Origin of the sequence: Gimesia fumaroli (genome assembly GCF_007754425.1) — a bacterium.
Lineage (GTDB): Bacteria > Planctomycetota > Planctomycetia > Planctomycetales > Planctomycetaceae > Gimesia > Gimesia fumaroli.
On record NZ_CP037452.1, the window covers coordinates 250552 to 268691 of the forward strand.

General features: G+C 49.5%; 12 protein-coding genes. 5 read left to right on the forward strand and 7 right to left on the reverse strand.

What is annotated here, in order from left to right; genetic code table 11:
- Positions 1 to 36: 36 nt before the first annotated feature.
- On the forward strand, positions 37 to 765 hold the full coding sequence (locus Enr17x_RS00990) for a DUF434 domain-containing protein (RefSeq protein WP_145305394.1): 729 nt from the start codon (positions 37 to 39) through the stop codon (positions 763 to 765).
- Positions 766 to 791: 26 nt separating this feature from the next.
- Here Enr17x_RS00990 and Enr17x_RS00995 read toward each other — a convergent pair whose 3' ends face one another.
- Both Enr17x_RS00995 and Enr17x_RS01000 read right to left on the reverse strand, forming a co-directional pair.
- On the reverse strand, positions 792 to 2327 hold the full coding sequence (locus tag Enr17x_RS00995) for a sialate O-acetylesterase (protein ID WP_198000899.1): 1536 nt from the start codon (positions 2325 to 2327) through the stop codon (positions 792 to 794).
- A gap of 162 nt (positions 2328 to 2489) precedes the next feature.
- A complete protein-coding gene (locus tag Enr17x_RS01000; RefSeq protein ID WP_145305395.1) occupies positions 2490 to 3584 on the reverse strand; it encodes a DUF2262 domain-containing protein in 1095 nt (364 codons plus the stop codon).
- A gap of 623 nt (positions 3585 to 4207) precedes the next feature.
- On the opposite strand from Enr17x_RS01000, the gene Enr17x_RS01005 reads away from it, so the two are divergent.
- The gene (locus Enr17x_RS01005; RefSeq protein ID WP_145305396.1) at positions 4208 to 7915 is read left to right on the forward strand and encodes a PVC-type heme-binding CxxCH protein; all 3708 of its coding nucleotides are present in this window, start codon (positions 4208 to 4210) and stop codon (positions 7913 to 7915) included.
- Between the two features lie 135 nt (positions 7916 to 8050).
- Here the strand turns inward: Enr17x_RS01005 and Enr17x_RS01010 are convergent, their stop codons facing one another.
- The 3 genes from Enr17x_RS01010 to Enr17x_RS01020 form a co-directional block, all read right to left on the reverse strand.
- The gene (locus tag Enr17x_RS01010) at positions 8051 to 10306 is read right to left on the reverse strand and encodes a S9 family peptidase (protein ID WP_198000900.1); all 2256 of its coding nucleotides are present in this window, start codon (positions 10304 to 10306) and stop codon (positions 8051 to 8053) included.
- A 139-nt stretch (positions 10307 to 10445) separates the two neighbouring features.
- A complete protein-coding gene (locus Enr17x_RS01015; RefSeq protein ID WP_145305398.1) occupies positions 10446 to 11549 on the reverse strand; it encodes a cis-3-hydroxy-L-proline dehydratase in 1104 nt (367 codons plus the stop codon).
- A 160-nt stretch (positions 11550 to 11709) separates the two neighbouring features.
- Positions 11710 to 12024, reverse strand: a complete 315-nt coding sequence (locus Enr17x_RS01020) for a hypothetical protein (RefSeq protein WP_145305399.1) — start codon at positions 12022 to 12024, stop codon at positions 11710 to 11712.
- Between Enr17x_RS01020 and Enr17x_RS01025 the strand changes: the two genes are divergently transcribed.
- On the forward strand, positions 12016 to 13866 hold the full coding sequence (locus tag Enr17x_RS01025; protein WP_145305400.1) for a hypothetical protein: 1851 nt from the start codon (positions 12016 to 12018) through the stop codon (positions 13864 to 13866). The genes Enr17x_RS01020 and Enr17x_RS01025 overlap by 9 nt on opposite strands.
- Here Enr17x_RS01025 and Enr17x_RS01030 read toward each other — a convergent pair.
- Positions 13861 to 15035 (reverse strand): IS3 family transposase gene (locus tag Enr17x_RS01030; RefSeq protein WP_232100907.1). Its coding sequence is split into 2 segments (ribosomal slippage): positions 13861 to 14762 and positions 14762 to 15035, totalling 1176 coding nucleotides; the frame shifts between segments, so codons are not numbered across the junction. The genes Enr17x_RS01025 and Enr17x_RS01030 overlap by 6 nt on opposite strands.
- 42 nt (positions 15036 to 15077) lie before the next feature.
- On the opposite strand from Enr17x_RS01030, the gene Enr17x_RS01035 reads away from it, so the two are divergent.
- Together Enr17x_RS01035 and Enr17x_RS01040 are read left to right on the forward strand one after the other, a co-directional pair.
- Positions 15078 to 15392: a hypothetical protein gene (locus tag Enr17x_RS01035; RefSeq protein WP_232100908.1), complete on the forward strand. Its 315-nt coding sequence runs from the start codon at positions 15078 to 15080 to the stop codon at positions 15390 to 15392.
- Positions 15392 to 16396 carry a hypothetical protein gene (locus Enr17x_RS01040; protein ID WP_145305402.1) on the forward strand — a complete coding sequence of 335 codons (1005 nt, stop codon included), beginning with the start codon at positions 15392 to 15394 and terminating at the stop codon, positions 16394 to 16396. The genes Enr17x_RS01035 and Enr17x_RS01040 overlap by 1 nt, the downstream gene beginning before the upstream one ends.
- A gap of 63 nt (positions 16397 to 16459) precedes the next feature.
- On the opposite strand, the gene Enr17x_RS01045 is transcribed toward Enr17x_RS01040, so the two are convergent.
- Positions 16460 to 17938 (reverse strand): IS4 family transposase, encoded by a 1479-nt coding sequence (locus Enr17x_RS01045; RefSeq protein ID WP_145305391.1) that lies wholly within the window; start codon positions 17936 to 17938, stop codon positions 16460 to 16462.
- Between the last annotated feature and the right edge of the window lie 202 nt (positions 17939 to 18140).

The following is an 18140-nucleotide window of genomic DNA, read 5'->3' on the forward strand; positions in this document are numbered from 1 at the left end:
CACTGAGTGATTAAAAAGGGGGAGGAGGAAAGAAGAATGCCTGATCGGCGTCAACATCGTGGTGCGCATCCGCAGGATCGGGGTCTGTTTGATCTCAATGCAGCGCCCGCATTGCGCCGGGCGACGGGGGATCTGAACTGGCTGTTGACCCGCGGGTATGCGTCAACGTCTGCACTCAAACTGGTGGGCGACCGGTATGAACTGAATACGCGGCAACGACTGGCCGTGGCTCGTTGTGCCTGCGGTGAAAAGGAAGCCACCCGGCGGCAACAACACCAGCTCCCGACTCAAGACCTCGCGCAACAGGAATTGTGGATCGATGGTTACAACGTGTTGACGTCGCTGGAGGCGGCGTTGTCGGGCGGGGTCATCCTGCATGCGCACGATGGCTGTTTCCGTGACATGGCCAGCATGCACGGCAGCTATCGCAAGGTGGCAGAGACGATCCCCGCGATTCAGATCCTGGGAGAGCTGATGGCGGAATGGGAGGTCGCAACCTGTCGCTGGCTGCTGGATCAGCCGGTCTCCAACAGTGGGCGTTTGAAGACGATGCTGCGGGAGATCAGCGAGGAACGCGGCTGGAACTGGGAGATCGACCTGGTGCCTGACCCCGATCCCGTGTTGATCGGCTCGGATCAGATCGTGGCCTCTGCCGACAGCCAGATTCTCAACCAGGCAGAACGCTGGTTCAACCTGGCACGCACCGCCATCGACGCGCGGGCTCCCGATGCCTGGATCGTGGATCTATCGTGCCAAAGAGTGTGAGAGAAAGTTATAAACTTGAACGTTGATTAGTCGACCGGTAATTCCGGTGCGTAGTGAAAGAATTCTGCTTTTGAACAAAAGGGAGAGGCGGGTAGGCCCGAGCGATTGTAAAGACGGCAGTGCTGTGGATTGACGGCGCACGCGTATCGCACGGCAGCCGGAGCGGGAACCTGTTTGCTGGTGACGACGATCGTGTTTTCGTTGATGGTTGCTTCCGCGGGAAACCAGTGGCCCGTTGCGTCGGCGAGTTCAAAATGTTTCAACGTTTTGTCTGGTGTTTCGCGCGGTGGTTGGCTTCCCTCTTTGACGGCGACCATCAGACCGTTGTCTGCATGCGTGAAGTGTACGATGACACTTTCGTTGTCAATCGTGACGCGCTGAAACAGGGGGCCGCTAAAGGGAACCGGTTTGTTGTATTCTTCTGCCAGTGCCCAGCGTGCGAGTCGTTCGCCGACATCAATTTTGTTGGGGGGATGAATATCCGGGTCGAGCAAATCAATGGTGACCACCATGCCGGTGTGCGGCAGATTGCTGCTCAATCGTTGTTGTTCCCGCAGGTAAGGCCAACCGGGACCTGCGCCACTGCCGGGAAGCTGCACGAAATAAACGGGCAGGCTCTCATCGCCGAGTGCCTGCCGCCAGCCGGTAATCAAAGCCCGCATCTTCTGTTGATAGTCACGCGGATCTTCTCCTTTTCCACAGTTGGATTCGCCCTGATACCAGATCAGTCCACGAACAGGAAACGCGGTAATCGGTGACAGTCGCGAATGAAACAAGCGGCCCGGCAGCCAGTTCGCATCGCGAGCATACACGCCGCCTGGCAGTTTCCAGATGCCGCGCAGATCTTCCTGATCTCCGAGTTTCAGTTCCTGCTGCAATGTGGGATGAGAAGTAAATGCGTCGCGCGGAATGAAGGGCTCAATGGGAGTGCCTCCCCGCGATGTATTGATGATGCCGATCGGGACCCCGAGTTCCTGATGTAGTTTGCGGGCAAAATAAAAGGCGGCTGCGGAAACATTTGCAGCGGAAGCAGGAGAGCAGGGGACCCAGCCGCCTCGTACCGGCAAGTCAGCCAGTGGGGCCGCCGATTGGTTTTCCGAAACGCGACGAAAGCGAATGGCGGGGAACCTGGCCTTGGCGATGTGCTGTTTTGCTGCGGGGATTTTTTGAGCCACCGAGCGAACCTGCATCGCCATATTCGACTGACCGCTGGCATGCCAGACATCGCCGATGACAATATCACGAACGGTAAGCGACTCCGGACCACATTGCACGGACAATTCTTGCCCCTGGCTATTGTGTTGCAGGGGCGTTAAATTCACCTGCCAGAAGCCGCTGTGGTCTGCTGTGGTGGAAACGGTCTGTCCGCTAAACATCACGGTGACCTTTTGGTTTTTATCAGCCCAGCCCCAGATCGGTAGACGTTGATCACGTTGTAGCACCATGTGATCGCTGAAGATGCCTGAGAGTTTTAACTCGGCTAGCACAGAGGTCGGGAGTGTTCCCAGTCCGATCAGAAACAGGAGTCCGATTAGTAGATGTTGTAACGGTGTTTGTGTCATGGATCGCACTTTCGGGAGTTTTTCTGCTTGACCAGATGCAGTCAATTATACCTTGTTTTATAGTGTATTTTCACTGTTGGACAAGCCAACATTGGCACCCGGTTGAGTATCAATCATCTGAATCATTCTAGCTATTCATCCTTCAAAATATTGCAGAATTGTTTATTCGCAATATGCGTCGATCAATCCTTTAGCGGAAGATCCATTGACTCTCAGGCCATGATCGAAAAAGAGCTCTTCACTACAATTATGCATTTCATATTCTAGCTTACCAGCTCTCAAGCGGAATTCCAGTTTGTACGGATCATCAAGCAGGCGTTTGAATTCGTCAGCCGTCAATGGGTCTGCGTCAACGTACGAACGCCATCTTTGACAGTCATCAAACAGTTTATCAAATACAAATGCGTGGAACTCTTTAAACCATTTCTTGCGCGATCGCCAGAGCGGTTTAGCAAGTTTGATGATTGTCTTTGCTTCTTCAATGGATTCGGTATCGAATTCTAAATAGAAGGTTTCATTTTGATGTAAGATCTCACCTTCAAAAAGTCTGTGTTCTCGGTTGAAGCGGATGGTTCCAAAAGTTCGATCCCGAATTTCGATAGGCTCGCTTAGTTTTTTCCTGGCTTGCAGTATATTTTTGTCTTGAGACTCACCCTGGAATTTGATCAAGTCAACCATCATATGGGGGCGTGTTTGTCGCTTAGATCGTTGCACTGTCAATCGTACGGATTTCCATGCCTCGAATTGCTTCATCCGTTTCGATAGTGTTAGATAATTGACTTTGGGAGCCATGACATCAATGCGATCATTAACGACCGGACCATCATTGATTTTCCAGGCAATCAGCCCAACAACAAAAGTCCATAGCTTGGCCCGGCCGTTTTTGACTCCCCCTCCACTCATCGAAGGGTCAACCAGACCAACCATTGTGAACGTTTCATTTTTGGGAATCGACGCAGCTGAAGTGATTAAGTTTGTATGTGATGTTTGGTTCTGCGTTGTGCTTTTGGATTTTGTTTTCGCTGATGTCTTCACTTTTGAACTTTTGGTGATCTCAAGATAACCCTTCTTTACCTTTTGCACAATCAGCGAGGTCATGGCAGACTTTGCAGCAGCTGTAGAATCATATTCTTTTTCTCTGGTCTGGCCGTTAGTGCCAATTCGGCCAAAGCAGACTCTGGTCTGTTTGCCGCGCTGATTGATTTCCCAAAACTTTGATGACTTTCCTTCAGTTAACTCGAATCGTCTGCATGGCATCAATTGCGGTCCTGTCTGCTGACTGATGGGGCTTGAAAATCTTGATTCAGGAATTGATGAGACTGTCCCGTTCAGGACGCGTCTGATTTCTCCGTATTCATACTCTTAACTCAAAAACAATTGGCACTCAACTCAGGCTGGATATATTGGAAGCAACAACTTAATGAATTCGTCAGAGTTCCCTTGTTTTCCTATCAGAAACCAGATCTGAAATAATTAATATACGTTAAAGAATTTGTTTCCTGGAAAGAGGACAGATCAGTTGGGCAAAGGAAGGGTTTAGCAATATTCAGATTTAAAAAGTGTAAGTCTTATTATATTAGTAACTTATGGGTGATTTGACTGGCTGAGCTTTTCAGGTTTGAATTTCTTAATATAACTCCGTTACCCCATTGTTTTTAGATCTGCCACAGAGCTTCAATTGACGCTCCCCTGTATCCATCGGTATTGTAGAGTTTGGCGTATGAATGGTGAAGAAATGGGTATCCGATCACGGTTACCTCGCGCCGACGCTTAACTGCCTGGTTTTCAAACCACTAGAAGCCTGCCACTTTGCGTCGTGATGACACGATGCTCATCCCCCCGCGAAAAATCAACGAACTGAAACTAAAAAGGATACTGGAATGCGACTTTGTCTTGTAATAGCTGCTCTCTTCCTGTGCAATTTGCATTCGACGGTCAGGGCTGAAAAGCCTTTCGAACTGAAAAAAAATGAGCGGATTGCCGCCGTCGGAAACTCGTTGGCCGAACGCATGAATCTGTTCGGTAATTTCGAGACGCTCATGCATACGCGCTTTCCCGAGAAGGAGATCATTTTTCGGAACTTCGGCTGGCCTGCAGATGCGGTCGGCATTCAACAGCGCCCCAGTAATTACACGGCGATTGACGATCCGCTGGAAGTCTACGGGCCGGAAACGTTTTTCTGTTTCTTCGGCTTCAATGAATCCTTCGCCGGCGATTCCAAAGAAAGTCTGGATGCTTTCGTCGCGAAGTACCGTGCCTATATCGACGAGCAAACCAAACGCTTCACCAAAGAAGGTCGCAAGCCACGCTTTGTGCTGATCAGCCCGATTGCTTTTGAAGCAACAGGCAATCCGCTGCAGCCTTCTGGTGTGGAAGAAAACAAAAATCTGGCCGCATATACCGCGGCGATCAAAAAACTGGCAAAGGAAGACGGGCATCGTTTTGTCGACCTGTTTACCGACACCAAACCGCTGTTCGACAAGGAACCCGGCAACCAGTATACATCAAACGGTGCTCACGCTAACGAAAAGGGCGACCGGGTGATTGGCGAGCTGCTGGATGCCAGTCTTTTCGTTTCGCGTCATCCAATGGGAACGGGAACGTCTCAATTCGAGTTGGTTCGCAAATGGGTGAATGACAAATCCTGGTTCCACGCGCAAGACTATCGAATGCTCAACGGCTGGTATGTTTACGGCGGTCGTCGTACCTGGGACATGGAAACGTTTCCCGGTGAGTATCAGAAGATTCGCAAAATGGTGGCCGTCCGTGACCACTACATCTGGGAGTTGGCCGCTGGTGGGGTTGTGCCGGATCAGCCCGATGATTCCAAGACCGGTGAAGTCTTCATTCCCGAAACAATGTTCGGCAGCCGCAGCGATTCATTTCGCGAAATGCGGGAACCTAAAGAGCTGAAGTATCCAACGCCGGAAGAGTCCATCAAGATGATGACGGTTCCCGAAGGCTTCAAGGTTGAACTGTTTGCTTCCGAGCGTGAGTTCCCTGAACTGGCCAATCCGAATCAGATCGCATTTGATAACAAAGGACGTCTGTGGGTTTCGTGTATGGCCAATTATCCGCAGTGGATGCCCGGCGCGGGACGCCCCAGCGACCGCCTGTTGATCTTTGAAGATACCGACGGCGATGGTCGCGCTGACAAGTGCACTCCCTTTTATGACAAGTTAATTTGCCCGACCGGTTTTGAATTCTGGAACGGCGGCGTGCTGGTCGTGGATGAGCCGCGAATTCTGTTCCTCAAAGATACGGACGGCGATGACAAAGCCGATCTGGTCGAACAGATTGTGGATGGCATCGCGACCGACGACACCCACCATACAGTGGGTGCCTGGGAATATTCCAACGGCGGCCTGTTGCACATGCTCGAAGGGGTCGCCCTGTCGACGACTCTGGAAACCCCCTACGGTGCCTTTCGTAATAAAGATACCGCCGGCTGTTATACGCTCGATCCACGCAGCCTGAAGTTCCGTCACTTCCGCACACCTGGTTATGGTAACCCGTGGTGTCTCGTCTTCGACAAGTGGGGCAATGGTATGGTGGGTGATGGTACCAACGCCAAACAGCACTGGACGAGTCCCTTGTCCGGTCTGGAAGTCAATACGCGTCGCACGCTCGAACCCAACTTCGATAACCAGGGCATGCGTCCCGCGGTCGGTAATGAATTCCTGATTTCGCGGCACCTGCCCGATGCGATGCAGGATCAGTTTATCTATGCCTGCGTGATCAACATGCACGGTATGCCGCGCTTCAATCTGCGTGATCAGAAAGACGGCGCCGGCTTTGAAGGGGAGCGGGTCGACGATCTGCTTTCCTCGACCGATATGATCTTCCGTCCCGTTGATCCCAAAGTCGGCCCCGATGGCGCGATCTGGTTTGGCGACTGGTGTAATGCCTTGATTGGTCATATGCAGTACTCACAACGCGATCCAAACCGCGACCACAAACATGGGCGCGTTTATCGGCTGGTCAATACAAAGAAACCACTCTTGAAACCTGTGACTCAGGCCGGCAAATCGATTGAGGAATTGCTGGAGCAGTTGCAGGCCTACGAACTGCGGACACGCTATCGTGCTCGCCGCGAACTCTGGGACCGTGATCGGGACCAGGTGCTGACAGCTGTCAGCAAATGGGTGGAAGGCGTGAACGACCCGATGCAGTTATGTGAAGCGATGTGGGTTCAGGAAAGTTTCCGTGCCGTCGATCCGAAACTCGTCGATCGCATTCTGGCTTCAGACGAATACCGTGCCCGGGCGGCTGCGATTCACGTTCTGGTCAATGAAAAGGATCGTCAGCCAAAGCTGATGGACTATCTGGCTAAAGCGGTTAATGATCCTCATCCACGTGTGCGGTTGGAAGCCGTTCGCGGATTGAGTTTCTTCCCTTCAGTGGAAGCAACCGAGCTCGCGTTAAAGGCAGCCGACCAGAAACGTGATTACTGGATCGATTACACGCTTGAACACACATTGCATGCCTTGAAGCCCGCCTGGGAAGCGGCTGAAAAGAATCCTGACTTTCTAGCCAATTCTTCTGACGCGGCGAAGAAGTACCTCGACCGCTACAAAAAGATGACCGGGCCAGGTGGTGCGGCCGTGAAGCCGTTGGAAATGGCGGAATCCGTCGAATCTCCACCAGCGAAACGGAAAGCGGCGATCCGCGAGCTGGCAAAATTGGCAGGCGGTAACGCCGACCGGGGGCAAGGCGTGTTCAAGCAGGTCTGTTCGGCCTGTCACAAGGTTGGTGATCTGGGCAAAAAGTTCGGCCCCGATCTCAGCGACATCGGTCAGCGAGTCAGCAAAATCGAAATGATGACGTCGATCCTGATGCCCAACGACAAGATTTCGAAAGGTTATGAAACCGTCGCCATTCTGACGGAGGAAGGTGAAGTGCATACCGGCTTTATTCTTTCCGAAACCGATGACATGATTTCTCTGGGACTGGCGAAGGGTAAAAAGATCGACATCCCGAAAGACGAAATCGATGTGCGTAAGCCGATGAAGTCCAGCTCAATGCCTGAAGGGTTGATCAAAACGATCGCGCCGATCGAATTTTTAGATCTGGTGGCCTATCTGTCGAAGCAACGTCAGATTACCGCGATGAAAGACAAAGAGGGCTGGATCAGTGCGAAGCAGAAAACAATCAAGCTGCGGAAGCACAACGGGTTTCAGGAAATCTCGCGCGATGCGGCGATCAAATTCGGCGGCAAGTTCGGGAACAAAACCTGGAACAAAGACGCATACCTGTTTCTGACGGATGTGCCTGCAGAGTCGTTTGATTTCGCGTTCCATTCGGATCACGATACCGATTCGCCTTCCGTGACAATCCGGTTGAAGAATGATTCCGAAGTTCGTTCCATCTGGTTACGAAATCGGGGCGGCCTGCAGGAACGGGCCAAAGGACTGACCGTCTGGATCTCGTCCGATGGCACCAACTTCGAAAAAGTCTGGACGGCCGACAAAGTCGCCCCGCAATGGATGGTCGAACTGCCTGAGGGAACCCGCGCGAAATTCGTCAAGGTCGGCCTCGAAGGTAAAGGCACCTTGCACCTGCATCAGGCCGTGATTTACGGCAAGTAAACGGCGGTGCCTGCAAGGGCCATGCAGTAATCTTTGAAATAGAAAACACCCCTGGTCTGAGGAATCGGACCAGGGGTGTTTTCGTTTCTGTTTTGATGGTAACAGTCGGTAAGAAAAGGGTTCCTGATCCGCGTGTTATTCTTTTCTGGTAACCTGCTTTTGATGATTTGTTTGAACGGGAAGATGTTGATTCAGGTACCGTGTCATCAGTTGACGTAGATGTCGCGATGTGTTTTTTCGCTCCTTGACCGCATGCGTGCGATTGGGATATGCCATCAGATCGAACTGTTTGTTGTGTGCAACAAGCTCGTCGATCAACAGTTCCACCGTTTGGTAATGGCAATTGTCATCGGCGGTTCCGTGAATCAGCAGGAGATTTCCTTCTAGTTGTTTGGCAAAGTTGATTGGGGACCCTTCCCGATACCCATCCACATTCGATCCGGGAAGTCCCATATAGCGTTCCTGATAGATGGTGTCGTAGTAGCGCTGATTCGGGACCGGTGCGATGGCAATGGCCGTCGAATACAGTTCCGGGTATTTAAAAATTGCATGGAGACTTGAAGAGCCACCGCCGCTCCATCCCCAGATGCCAACTCGATCTGAGTCAAGGTAGGGGCGTTCTTTGAGAACGGCACGAACAGCGGCCGCCTGATCCTGCGGTGGCAGTATTCCGATTTTACGATAGACGCTCTTCCGCCACTCCCGACCGCGGGGAACTTTGGTGCCTCGATTATCAAAGCTCATGACAACATAACCCTGCTGCGCCAGCATCAAGTGCCAGAGATAGTTGTTGCCACCCCAACGGTCAATGACGGTGGATCCGGCCGGTTCTCCATAGACATGGACGAGAAGCGGATATTTTCCAGATGGATCAAAATCGGGCGGTTTGATACACCATCCATCGAGCTGAATACCGTCACCTGTTTCGACGCGAAAGAACTCCGTTGGAATGCGGGATAGTTGTGATAGACGCTCCTGCACCTCTTTCTCTTCATTCAGAATACGTTGACTTTGGTGATCAGGAACGCTGATCAGTTCTGTTGTCGTAGGTTGATCGAATGTCGATTTACTGTGGATTGCCCAGGCTGTGTCTTTCGAGAATTTGTAGTCGTGAATTCCCGTTTCGTTCTCTGGTGTCACCCGCTCCATTCCGCTACCGTCAAACCGAACCCGATAGAGAAAACGCTGTGTTGCGTTAGCAGGTGAAGCGATGAAGTAAACCAAACCGTTCTCTTCATCGGTGTGTAGCAGTTTGATGACGTCAAAGTTACCTGGTGTCAGCAGACAAATTTTATCTCCCGAGCGAGATACCAGATAGGCATGTCGCCAACCATCTCGTTCACTGATCCAGGTAAACCGGTCACCATCAGCCAGCCAGTATAATTCATCGTGAATATCAACCCAGGCCTTGTCTTTTTCGGTAAGCACAGGTTTCACATCGCCGCTGAAGTGATCTGCCAAAAAGAGCTGATTGCAGTTTTGTATCCGATTTAACTGCTGGATCAGCAACTCATTCGAGTTGGCCGCCCATTGCATTCGTGGTATGTAATGGTCGCGTGGATTACCGGGCACGTTCATCCAGGTTGTCTTGCCTGACAAACAGTTGACAACACCAATTCGGCAACTTGGATTTTGTTGACCAGTTTTAGGATAGGCGAACCAAACGACCTCTGGATACAGAGTATCGGTATTGTTGACGATCGGAAATTTATTGACGCCTGTTGTATTGATTTGCCAGTAGGCAATTTTTGTGCCATCGGGACTCCAGTGGAAACCGGCACGCAATTGAAATTCTTCCTCGTAAACCCAGTCCGCGGTACCATTGATCACATCGTCGCTGGCGGTTTGTGTAAGACAACGAATGCTGTGATCGAACAGGTTTTGGACATAGATATTGCGGTTTCGAACATAGGCGACTTCCTGTCCATTGGGAGATAATTTTGCGAACATCATCGTGGCAGGCTTGCCATCACCTCCTAACTTCTGAAGCTGATTCGAGGTCAGATCGAGTATCCAATAATCACCACGTGTATTTTTACGCCAGACACGTTTCGAATTTGTATAAACTAAAAGCTTAGATCGATCCTTCGACCAGGCGTAATCGTTAATCTTCAGTGGCAACGACTCTCCGGGCGGAATTAATTTGCTCGCCGCAACCATGATTTCCGTCTTTCCGGTCAGAGCATCGTGCCGAAGTATGTCCTTCCTCTCTTTGTATTCCTCTGATGGTACGAGCGTTGTGAAGGCACTCTCCTCCTCCAGCCAACGGGCAGAGTATGGCTTGGAATCAAACTCTTTACTTTTGTAGATTCGATCGATCGTGAGTTGTGATCGGTCAATTTTATCAGATTCCTCTGCGAAGCCTGAACCGGAAGCTAGAGTGAGTGTCATGATGAATTTCAGGGCTTGAGTTACAGGAAAGTTAACCAGATTGGATGATCTCATTTGCATGTTCGTAAACTTTGTCAAATTTCATCTATATAAAGAATGCGCAATCGTAAAGTGAGTCGGAAAACAGTTTCAGGTTGATTTACTTGCAGATCCATATCGGGTCCCCCAGGACATCCATCCGAGGTTGAATACCAAGGCCCGGACTAGACGAGGCAGACATTCGCCCGCCAATCCGTTGAGGAGCTCCTTCAGCAATAGAGGTCGTGACATAGCTGTTAAAGTCAGTCGAGGTAAATTGAAATTCGGCCGGTGTTCCCTGTGCAAGGTGCGCAATCGCGGCGGTGACAATATCTCCGCCCCAACTATCTTCCAAGGTCATTGCAATCCCCAGGGAGACACACAGATCACGGGCCTGCTTTGCGCGTGTCAGTCCACCGAATTTGCTGATTTTAATATTGACCACATCCATTGCACCATCGGAGGCCCCTTGAAGAATAGTTGCCGTAGAGTCGATCACTTCATCCAGTACAAAGGGTAATGTTGTATTACGGCGGATACTGAGACACTCGTTGTAAGTCGAACAGGGTTGCTCAATATACACATCGATGTCTTTCACCGCATTCACGACTCGCATCGCTTCATGCATCAGCCAGCCAGTGTTGGCATCGGCGATCAGTTTATCTTCGGGTTCCAATACGTCTCTGGCAGCGCGAATACGAGCAATATCATCTTCCGGGTGACCTCCTACTTTTAACTGAAAGCGTCGGTATCCCTCGGTACGGTACTCAGCAATGTTTTGTGCCATCTCTTCTGCAGAGCGTTGTGAAATAGCACGGTACAAAGTGATATCTTCTCCATATCGACCACCGAGTAGTTCGCAAACTGGCAGTTCTGCCGCCTGTCCCAAAATATCCCAGCAAGCGATGTCGATCGCGGACTTAACATACGGGTGTCCCTTCAGCACACGATCCATCTTGTGATTAATGACCAATAGCCGCCGGGGATCCTCGCCGAGTAACGCGGGGGCCAGTTCTTTAAGACCCGCGCGGACACCACCAGCATAAGCCGGAAGATAAACCGGCCCAAGGGGACAGACTTCACCGTATCCTTTAATTCCACAATCTGTCTGAACTTCAACGACCGTTGAGTCAAACACGTCAACACTCTTTCCTTCAGACCAACTGTATTTGCCTTCAAGCAGAGGCAAATCAATCTGATAGATCTTGATGTTCCTGATCTTCACTTTAGTGCCCTCATTCTGGTTCAATTATTTCATGATTGTCTAGCGGCTATCCAAGTGAGATGAAATTGATTATCAATATCCTATAAACGATTGCGTCTTCGTATACAAGGATTAACTTCTCGGAAACAAACAGGCAGGGCCATTCGGTTCCTGACACCTTTTACGCCCGCCCAATAATCTCTACCACGTCAGTTCCCGCGGCAGAAGTACCTACTTCACAGAGTTCGACTACACCCGTTATTTTGACGAAAACGGAAACGTGTTGACTGGTAACGATGGCCTGAAACTGCACTCTTACAACGCCACCACAAACGGCATGGCCACTGCGTACGACTCCCGGACCGGCAAGACAGAAACACACAACTCGGATTCCCACGCCGAGCGAACCGACGACAATACCATCGACGGGGAGAAAAACGGTCTGATCACGACGACAGACTCTGACGGGAATATCGATGTAACGACAATGGATCATGAACCCTATACAGATTATGTCGATGGTTACTGGAATGGACCTCAAGAGCAACCGTTCAATATCCCCAACCCGGCTGCGGCAGGCCTCATGCCTGGCAACTTCTTTGGCCAAGGCATATTCCCCTTCGGCACTTCCCTGTTCGGCACCGGCTTTGGCAGCAGCTCCGGCCGCGCCCCCCGTACGGATTTGCCACCGATTGCCTCAGGCACCACACGGGACGGCACCTACTGGGAACGCTTTGACAACGGCACGATCTGGATCTACCGCGAATACAATGAAGAAGGCGGCAAACTCATCCGAGAAGAATGGGGCCGCCATGTGCTTTCACTACCTGATTTGTTAGCAAAATATAAAGTCTTTCTGAATGAACGTGAGAAACTAACCGACAATGATCGGGCATTCATGGACCCCATAGGACTGATGAATGATCTGAATAAAGAGAAAATTGAACCAGAAGAAAAAACAGCAGCCGACAAACTGGCCGAGACCTTAAAAAACACATTCGAGCGTCTTAGTTTAGCCGAAACAATCAAAGGTCTTGATGAGCAAATCAATGATCCTGAAATATCTCCAGGTGCGAAAAGATTAATCCTGTTACGGTTAGGAAAACTGATCAAACGTTATGAAAGGCTGGGGGGTGATGTTGCTGAGCTTGAACTCTCTAATCAAGGTCAAGGTGAACAAAATAAAAGATTAAATGGAATTCTTAAGAATGATGCGTACAACAGAATATTAGTAGAGCTTTTTCTGAAAGGAAATTATTCTACTCTAGCAGATAGTTCAGGTCCTAATCTACAAGCAGACTTGTCACTCTTGTCAGAGCATTTTGGAAAAGGTTTTCTTGAAGGATTCTATAGTGACATCGAGAGTACTGCAGAGATACTTGGAGGAGCATCTAAATCGTATGTTCAATTTTACGACTTAACGCCCAACAACTATGCTTCTGACTATGCGTTCAAAATGTTGGAATCTCTCGGTTTTACAGTACCAGATGATCCTTTTGCACGATTTCTAAACGTCAGCAAAAAACTTGGAAAGCTTGGTACTGCGTTAATTTATGAGAAGCTTTTTGGTTCGTCTGATAAATCGGAAGAGTTATATCAGAATTTAAAAAGCTTAGTTTCAGCCGAGTTTGAGCTAAGCAAAGCAGAAGTCGAAGCCGTTATCGATTTATTAAAAATCGCTGTTGATGAAATAGCACATTTTGATGATTGGACAGCTGAAGAAAAAGCTTATGTAACTGGACGACTTGCATATGAACTTGCATCACTACTCATTCCAGGAGGAGCGATTGCCAAAGGAGGCCTCAAAGCAGCCAAAGGAACTAAATTCGCACAGTTAGTCACAAAAATATCCAAGTCTGAAAAACTGGCAAAGTTACGGAAAACATTTGGACCAGACACACGTGTTGGAAGAGCACTTAGTGAGTTTTGGTATGATGAATACGGAGCTATTCCAAATCCTTTGAATTTCTCCGAAGGTCACGAAAATCTTCTAAAACTTCGACGAGAATTATTGCAAAAAAAAGGCAATGGTAAGCCAGGTTATAAAAAGAATCCATTAAAAGCTAATAAAAATATTAAGGGCGAGCCTGAACCATCAAATCTTAATGATGCGTTACGGGAAATGATTGCAGCAGAAGATATGGCTGGATACACTCAAACCAAAGAAACAAATCTAGGTAAAGCTGCTTATAAACTCTTATTCGGAAAGTATCAAAAGTTATCTCCTGCAATGAAAAAAGAATTTGTAAAACGATTTCACAAAGGATATGAACCCGGTACTATTTTAAATACTGATGTGATTTTGACAGGCCCCCCATTTCCGTACCAGTTGTTATGAGAACTTTTGGGTAACAGCAGTGTTTCTCTGGAAGGCGGACGTAGTCCGACTGGAAGAGATACACTGCTGCGAAAATTGTCTGGGGGTGAGGTAGCCCAGCGAACTGTGCGGGCGGACCTCGTTGTAATGTTGCTTCCAGGCCTCTGTCTGCCGGCGGGCAGATCTCAGGTTTTCAAACACCTCACAGTTCATGAACTCGTCCCGGACACGGCTGTGGAAGCTCTCGGCGTAGCCATTCTCCCAGGGACTGCCCGGTTCGATATACAGCGTTCCTACGCCGATCTGTTTCAGCCAACTGCGAATCGCCTTGGACAGGAACTCACTGCCGTTGTCGCTGCGGAAGTGCTCCGGCACGCCGTGAGTCCGGAACAGCTCCGCCAGCACGTTGATCACATCCTCGCTGGTGATGTGACGGTCCACCTTCAAGGCTAGGCACTCCCTGGTATACTCGTCAATAATCGAGAGCCACTTGAGCGTGGTCCCGGTTTCTGTTCGATCAAAAATAAAATCGCAGCACCATACATGGTTTTTCCTTTCTGGACGATGGCGATGGCAGGCATTCGCCCCCGTACCCAACGCACGTTTTTTCTTCTGTTTTCTGGGGACTTTGAGCCCTTCTCGACGCCACAAACGATAAATGCGTTTGGGATTCACTTTCCAGCCAGCCGCCTGCAGCATCCTGCCGATTCGTCGATATCCGAAACGGGGATAACAGCGTACCAGTTTCAGAATCTGCTTCAGCAGAGCGGCTTCATCATCAGGAGGAGCCGCCTGGTAGCGTTGACTGGAACGGGGCTGATCCAGAACCCGACAGGCTTTGCGTTCGGAAACATCGAACGTCTGCTGCAGATGCTGGACGGCCTGGCGTTTGCGAGAAGGGCTTACCAGTTTCCCTCCGCGATTTCCTTGAGCATCGCTTTATCGAGCTCCGCTTCGGCGAGCAGCTTTTTGAGCCGGGTGTTTTCCTGCTCCAGATTCTTCAGTCGCTTGGCCTCTTCGGCCTTCATCCCGCCATACTGTGTTTGCCAGCGATTGAAGGATTGTTCGCTGATCTCCAGCTGCTGGCAGACTTCGCCGATTGTCTTGCCGGCATTGAGCATCGTATCGGCGTCACGGAGCTTACGGATAATCTGCTCCGGGGTATGTCGTTTCTTACGTCGTTTGGTCATGATCGTCTCCTTAGTTTTCTCTATTGGAAACTCTCACAACAAATGGATCAAGTTAAGGGGAGCATGCCAATTTCAGTTACAAACGGAAGGGGAGGACTCCTTTACGATCTAGGAGAAGGTAAGGGGCAAGCTGAATTAACACATGCAATTGAACAATTTAAAGCAGCAGGCTTTATTTTAGGAAAAAATAAAATTCGTAGACAGTATATCGTTATTAATCGCCTACCAGATAGAAAATTACCTGATGGGACGCCAGAATGGAGCTTGGGAAAGAATGGTGAATTATTCTTCGAAGGCGAGCTTTTTACTGAAGCAAACGGGAAAATTATCTTTGTACGTGTAGTCGGAGAGTTGTAATGTCATATGGAATTCATATTTGTTTATACCCTAGATCTCCTGACTTTTTTGCAGGACAAAATTTCTTAGAGATAGCAAAATCATTAGATAGATCCAATTATGCAGAATCACTCTGGGGGGATTTTCGCATTCTAGATCGAAGCAGAAAGAAGTATTTGTATGAAGCGGATGAGTGCCTTTCGCTAGAAACATTAAATTCAACACTACTGAACAATCGAGCCTTAGATAAGTCATCTTCGAATTCTTTGGAATGCAGTGCTTTTACATGGTTAGAACAATGGCAACTAACGGAAGAAACAAAGCTTAAGAAAAAACAAAAAGCAGCATTGAATGTAACCACTTGGGATAAAAAGCATCCTCGTGGCTACGCATATCTCTATGATGGTTTTGCTGAGTTGTATATTTCACCTGGAAGCTACTATATCACTCAAACTGACGATAAGGATTTAAGTCCAGAATCGACGTATAAAGATCATAACGAATGCGTCGAAAAAAATCTGAATGTATTACGTGAACTGTTGAGATCGATCATTGCTATTTTAGATCCACTCTCCCTAAAGATCTTTACTTCTGCTGGGCCCTTCTTACCATTTAATTCACATGCTACTTATTTCGCAAACACTAACTCATTTATTAGAGACTTGCACATGATTAAAGATTTCTGGGTCGGAAACTTTGCTCCGTACTATCATGAACCACCAAGACCATTGAAAGACTCTGATCCAATCAGGCAAAAATTTGACTTCAATGAACAGAGAACGGATGAGCAACGAATTGAACTCTGGGAGACATACACTGACTGTTTGAGAATGTTAGATTATGTAACACCAGAAGTTGTAAATTTAGCTTTGGATGTAGAGCAGTCTGTTGAGGAAGGTGGGTTAGACATTCAGAGGACAGAAAATGGTGGCACTTTAGTTTTTGGCTCGAAAGATTTTTTTAATTCTTTTGTTTCTGATGTGTATCTCGATGCCCTTGAGATTGCATATCATCAACAAGCATAGGGGCGCGTAGTAAAAGGGGTCAGCGACGAATGGCACTGCCTATTGTAGCGTAACAGTTTGCGTTCATACGATCGTCCTCCTTTGTTGATGGTAATGGTATCTTGGTTGCTTCAGCAAAGCCAGCACTTTGGTGCGGCGTTTATTGGCTCTGGGTTCTGTTCGACCAGTGCGATGCCCCACACGTTCGCTGCTGGGGACCTGTTGTCCGAGTGCAACCAACTCATCCGTGAGCTTCGTGACGGCTCCCAACAACCAACTGGCAGCCAGCATCTGTTGCGTGGTGGCAAACGAGAGGGAACGCGGATCACGGTCTGTTGAGAGACTGCTTTGCAGCATTTTTAACCGAATCAGATTATACGCCAGCAGGCACGACCAGAGTTCGGTGAGCACCATGTCCGGAGACTTCGCACGCAGAATATCCATCCCCAGCGAACACTTGATGCTGCGAATATCCAGTTCGATCAGCCAGCGGCTCTGATACACGGCGGCGATCCAGCGCGCCGGGTATGCTTTCCGATCTGTGATGGTGGTGGCAATCGTAAACGTTTTGGCGCGATACCCCGGCTGACTGATCTGCACATCGACCAGACGCAGAGTGAGCGTCAGCGGTTGTTGCCAGAATTCCTGACGGGTCATCCAGGCAGGACGTTGCAATGGTCGTGACCAGGTCACCAGTCGCTCCCGTTTACTCAGCCGCCGTGCGGCTTGCGGATGATCGTCACGCAGGTGATGATTCTTCATCAAAACCTGAACGCCCCGCGCACGGCACGCACTCACCAGCCAGTACGTGCAGTAATACGAGTCTGCCACCAAGGTATCTCCCGGTCGGAGTGCATCCAGCATTTGCCAGAACAGGGCCGTTTCGCCACTGCCTTTTCCGCTGTAAGGCCCGCTCACTAGATCCACCAGCAGTCCGGTTGTCATCGAGATCAGAGAAACGCAGCGTAGAACGGGGAACCCGAGCCCCGGTTTCTGAGTCGGGTTCTGTGGATAGGCACGCTGATTCTTGGGAGTATCGGCGGCCGTGAGGGTGAAGCCATCAACCAGCAGAATGCGACCGCCGGTGCTCCGTGATTTCACATCAGCGATGCTGGAAGGACTGAGGCGTGCCGCCGACTGCTCTCTGGTCTGGACACGATTCTGATCACAGGCCGCTTCCGCATCAGCGGCAATTTGTTGGACAATGTCTCGAATGACGATAAACGGGATTTTGAGTCGCGCCCGACAATAAGCACTGGTATTCGTACTGCAAACCCGTCGGCCCAGCGCGGCACACAGGCTGGCAACACGGATCACGGCCGCTTTACAGCTGCGTTGCTCGCCGGAAAAGAAGACCTGAGAAATTAAGGCCCAGAGCGTGATTGCGGGTGTGTAAACGTCATCCTCGCCGGAACCAAAATTGATTTCGTGTTCATCAAAGGTTTGTTGCCAGCGCTGGTCATCAATCACATCAGATAGCGGAAGCGAAGCATTTTGCATCATCGAACGTTTGAAAAGAGAAAATGATGCTGCATTCGAATGGGAAGCTGATATAAATGGCATAGAACCTTCCTTGGTCAAATGTTTTACCCACACCAACCCAAGGAAGGTCTTGCCAGAACGCAGCATAATGCCAGGAAAGGTTTTGCCAAACACAATTTCCAGCGAACTGGCAAAAAATCAGAAAATTAAAACCGTGACTGCGTCACCCGGGAGTCGTTGCGCAAACACAAACTCAAAAAACAGCGGCAGTGCCATTCGTCGC

Excerpts from the sequence above, each read along its gene's own strand:
- Enr17x_RS01040 (WP_145305402.1), top strand. The coding sequence starts at position 15,392 with ATGTCATATGGAATTCATATTTGTTTATACCCTAGATCTCCTGACTTT.
- Enr17x_RS00990 (WP_145305394.1), top strand. The coding sequence starts at position 37 with ATGCCTGATCGGCGTCAACATCGTGGTGCGCATCCGCAGGATCGGGGT.
- Enr17x_RS01045 (WP_145305391.1), bottom strand. The coding sequence starts at position 17,938 with ATGCCATTTATATCAGCTTCCCATTCGAATGCAGCATCATTTTCTCTT.
- Enr17x_RS01025 (WP_145305400.1), top strand. The coding sequence starts at position 12,016 with ATGGATCATGAACCCTATACAGATTATGTCGATGGTTACTGGAATGGA.
- Enr17x_RS01000 (WP_145305395.1), bottom strand. The coding sequence starts at position 3,584 with ATGCCATGCAGACGATTCGAGTTAACTGAAGGAAAGTCATCAAAGTTT.
- Enr17x_RS01035 (WP_232100908.1), top strand. The coding sequence starts at position 15,078 with ATGGATCAAGTTAAGGGGAGCATGCCAATTTCAGTTACAAACGGAAGG.
- Enr17x_RS01010 (WP_198000900.1), bottom strand. The coding sequence starts at position 10,306 with ATGACACTCACTCTAGCTTCCGGTTCAGGCTTCGCAGAGGAATCTGAT.
- Enr17x_RS01020 (WP_145305399.1), bottom strand. The coding sequence starts at position 12,024 with ATGATCCATTGTCGTTACATCGATATTCCCGTCAGAGTCTGTCGTCGT.
- Enr17x_RS00995 (WP_198000899.1), bottom strand. The coding sequence starts at position 2,327 with ATGACACAAACACCGTTACAACATCTACTAATCGGACTCCTGTTTCTG.
- Enr17x_RS01005 (WP_145305396.1), top strand. The coding sequence starts at position 4,208 with ATGCGACTTTGTCTTGTAATAGCTGCTCTCTTCCTGTGCAATTTGCAT.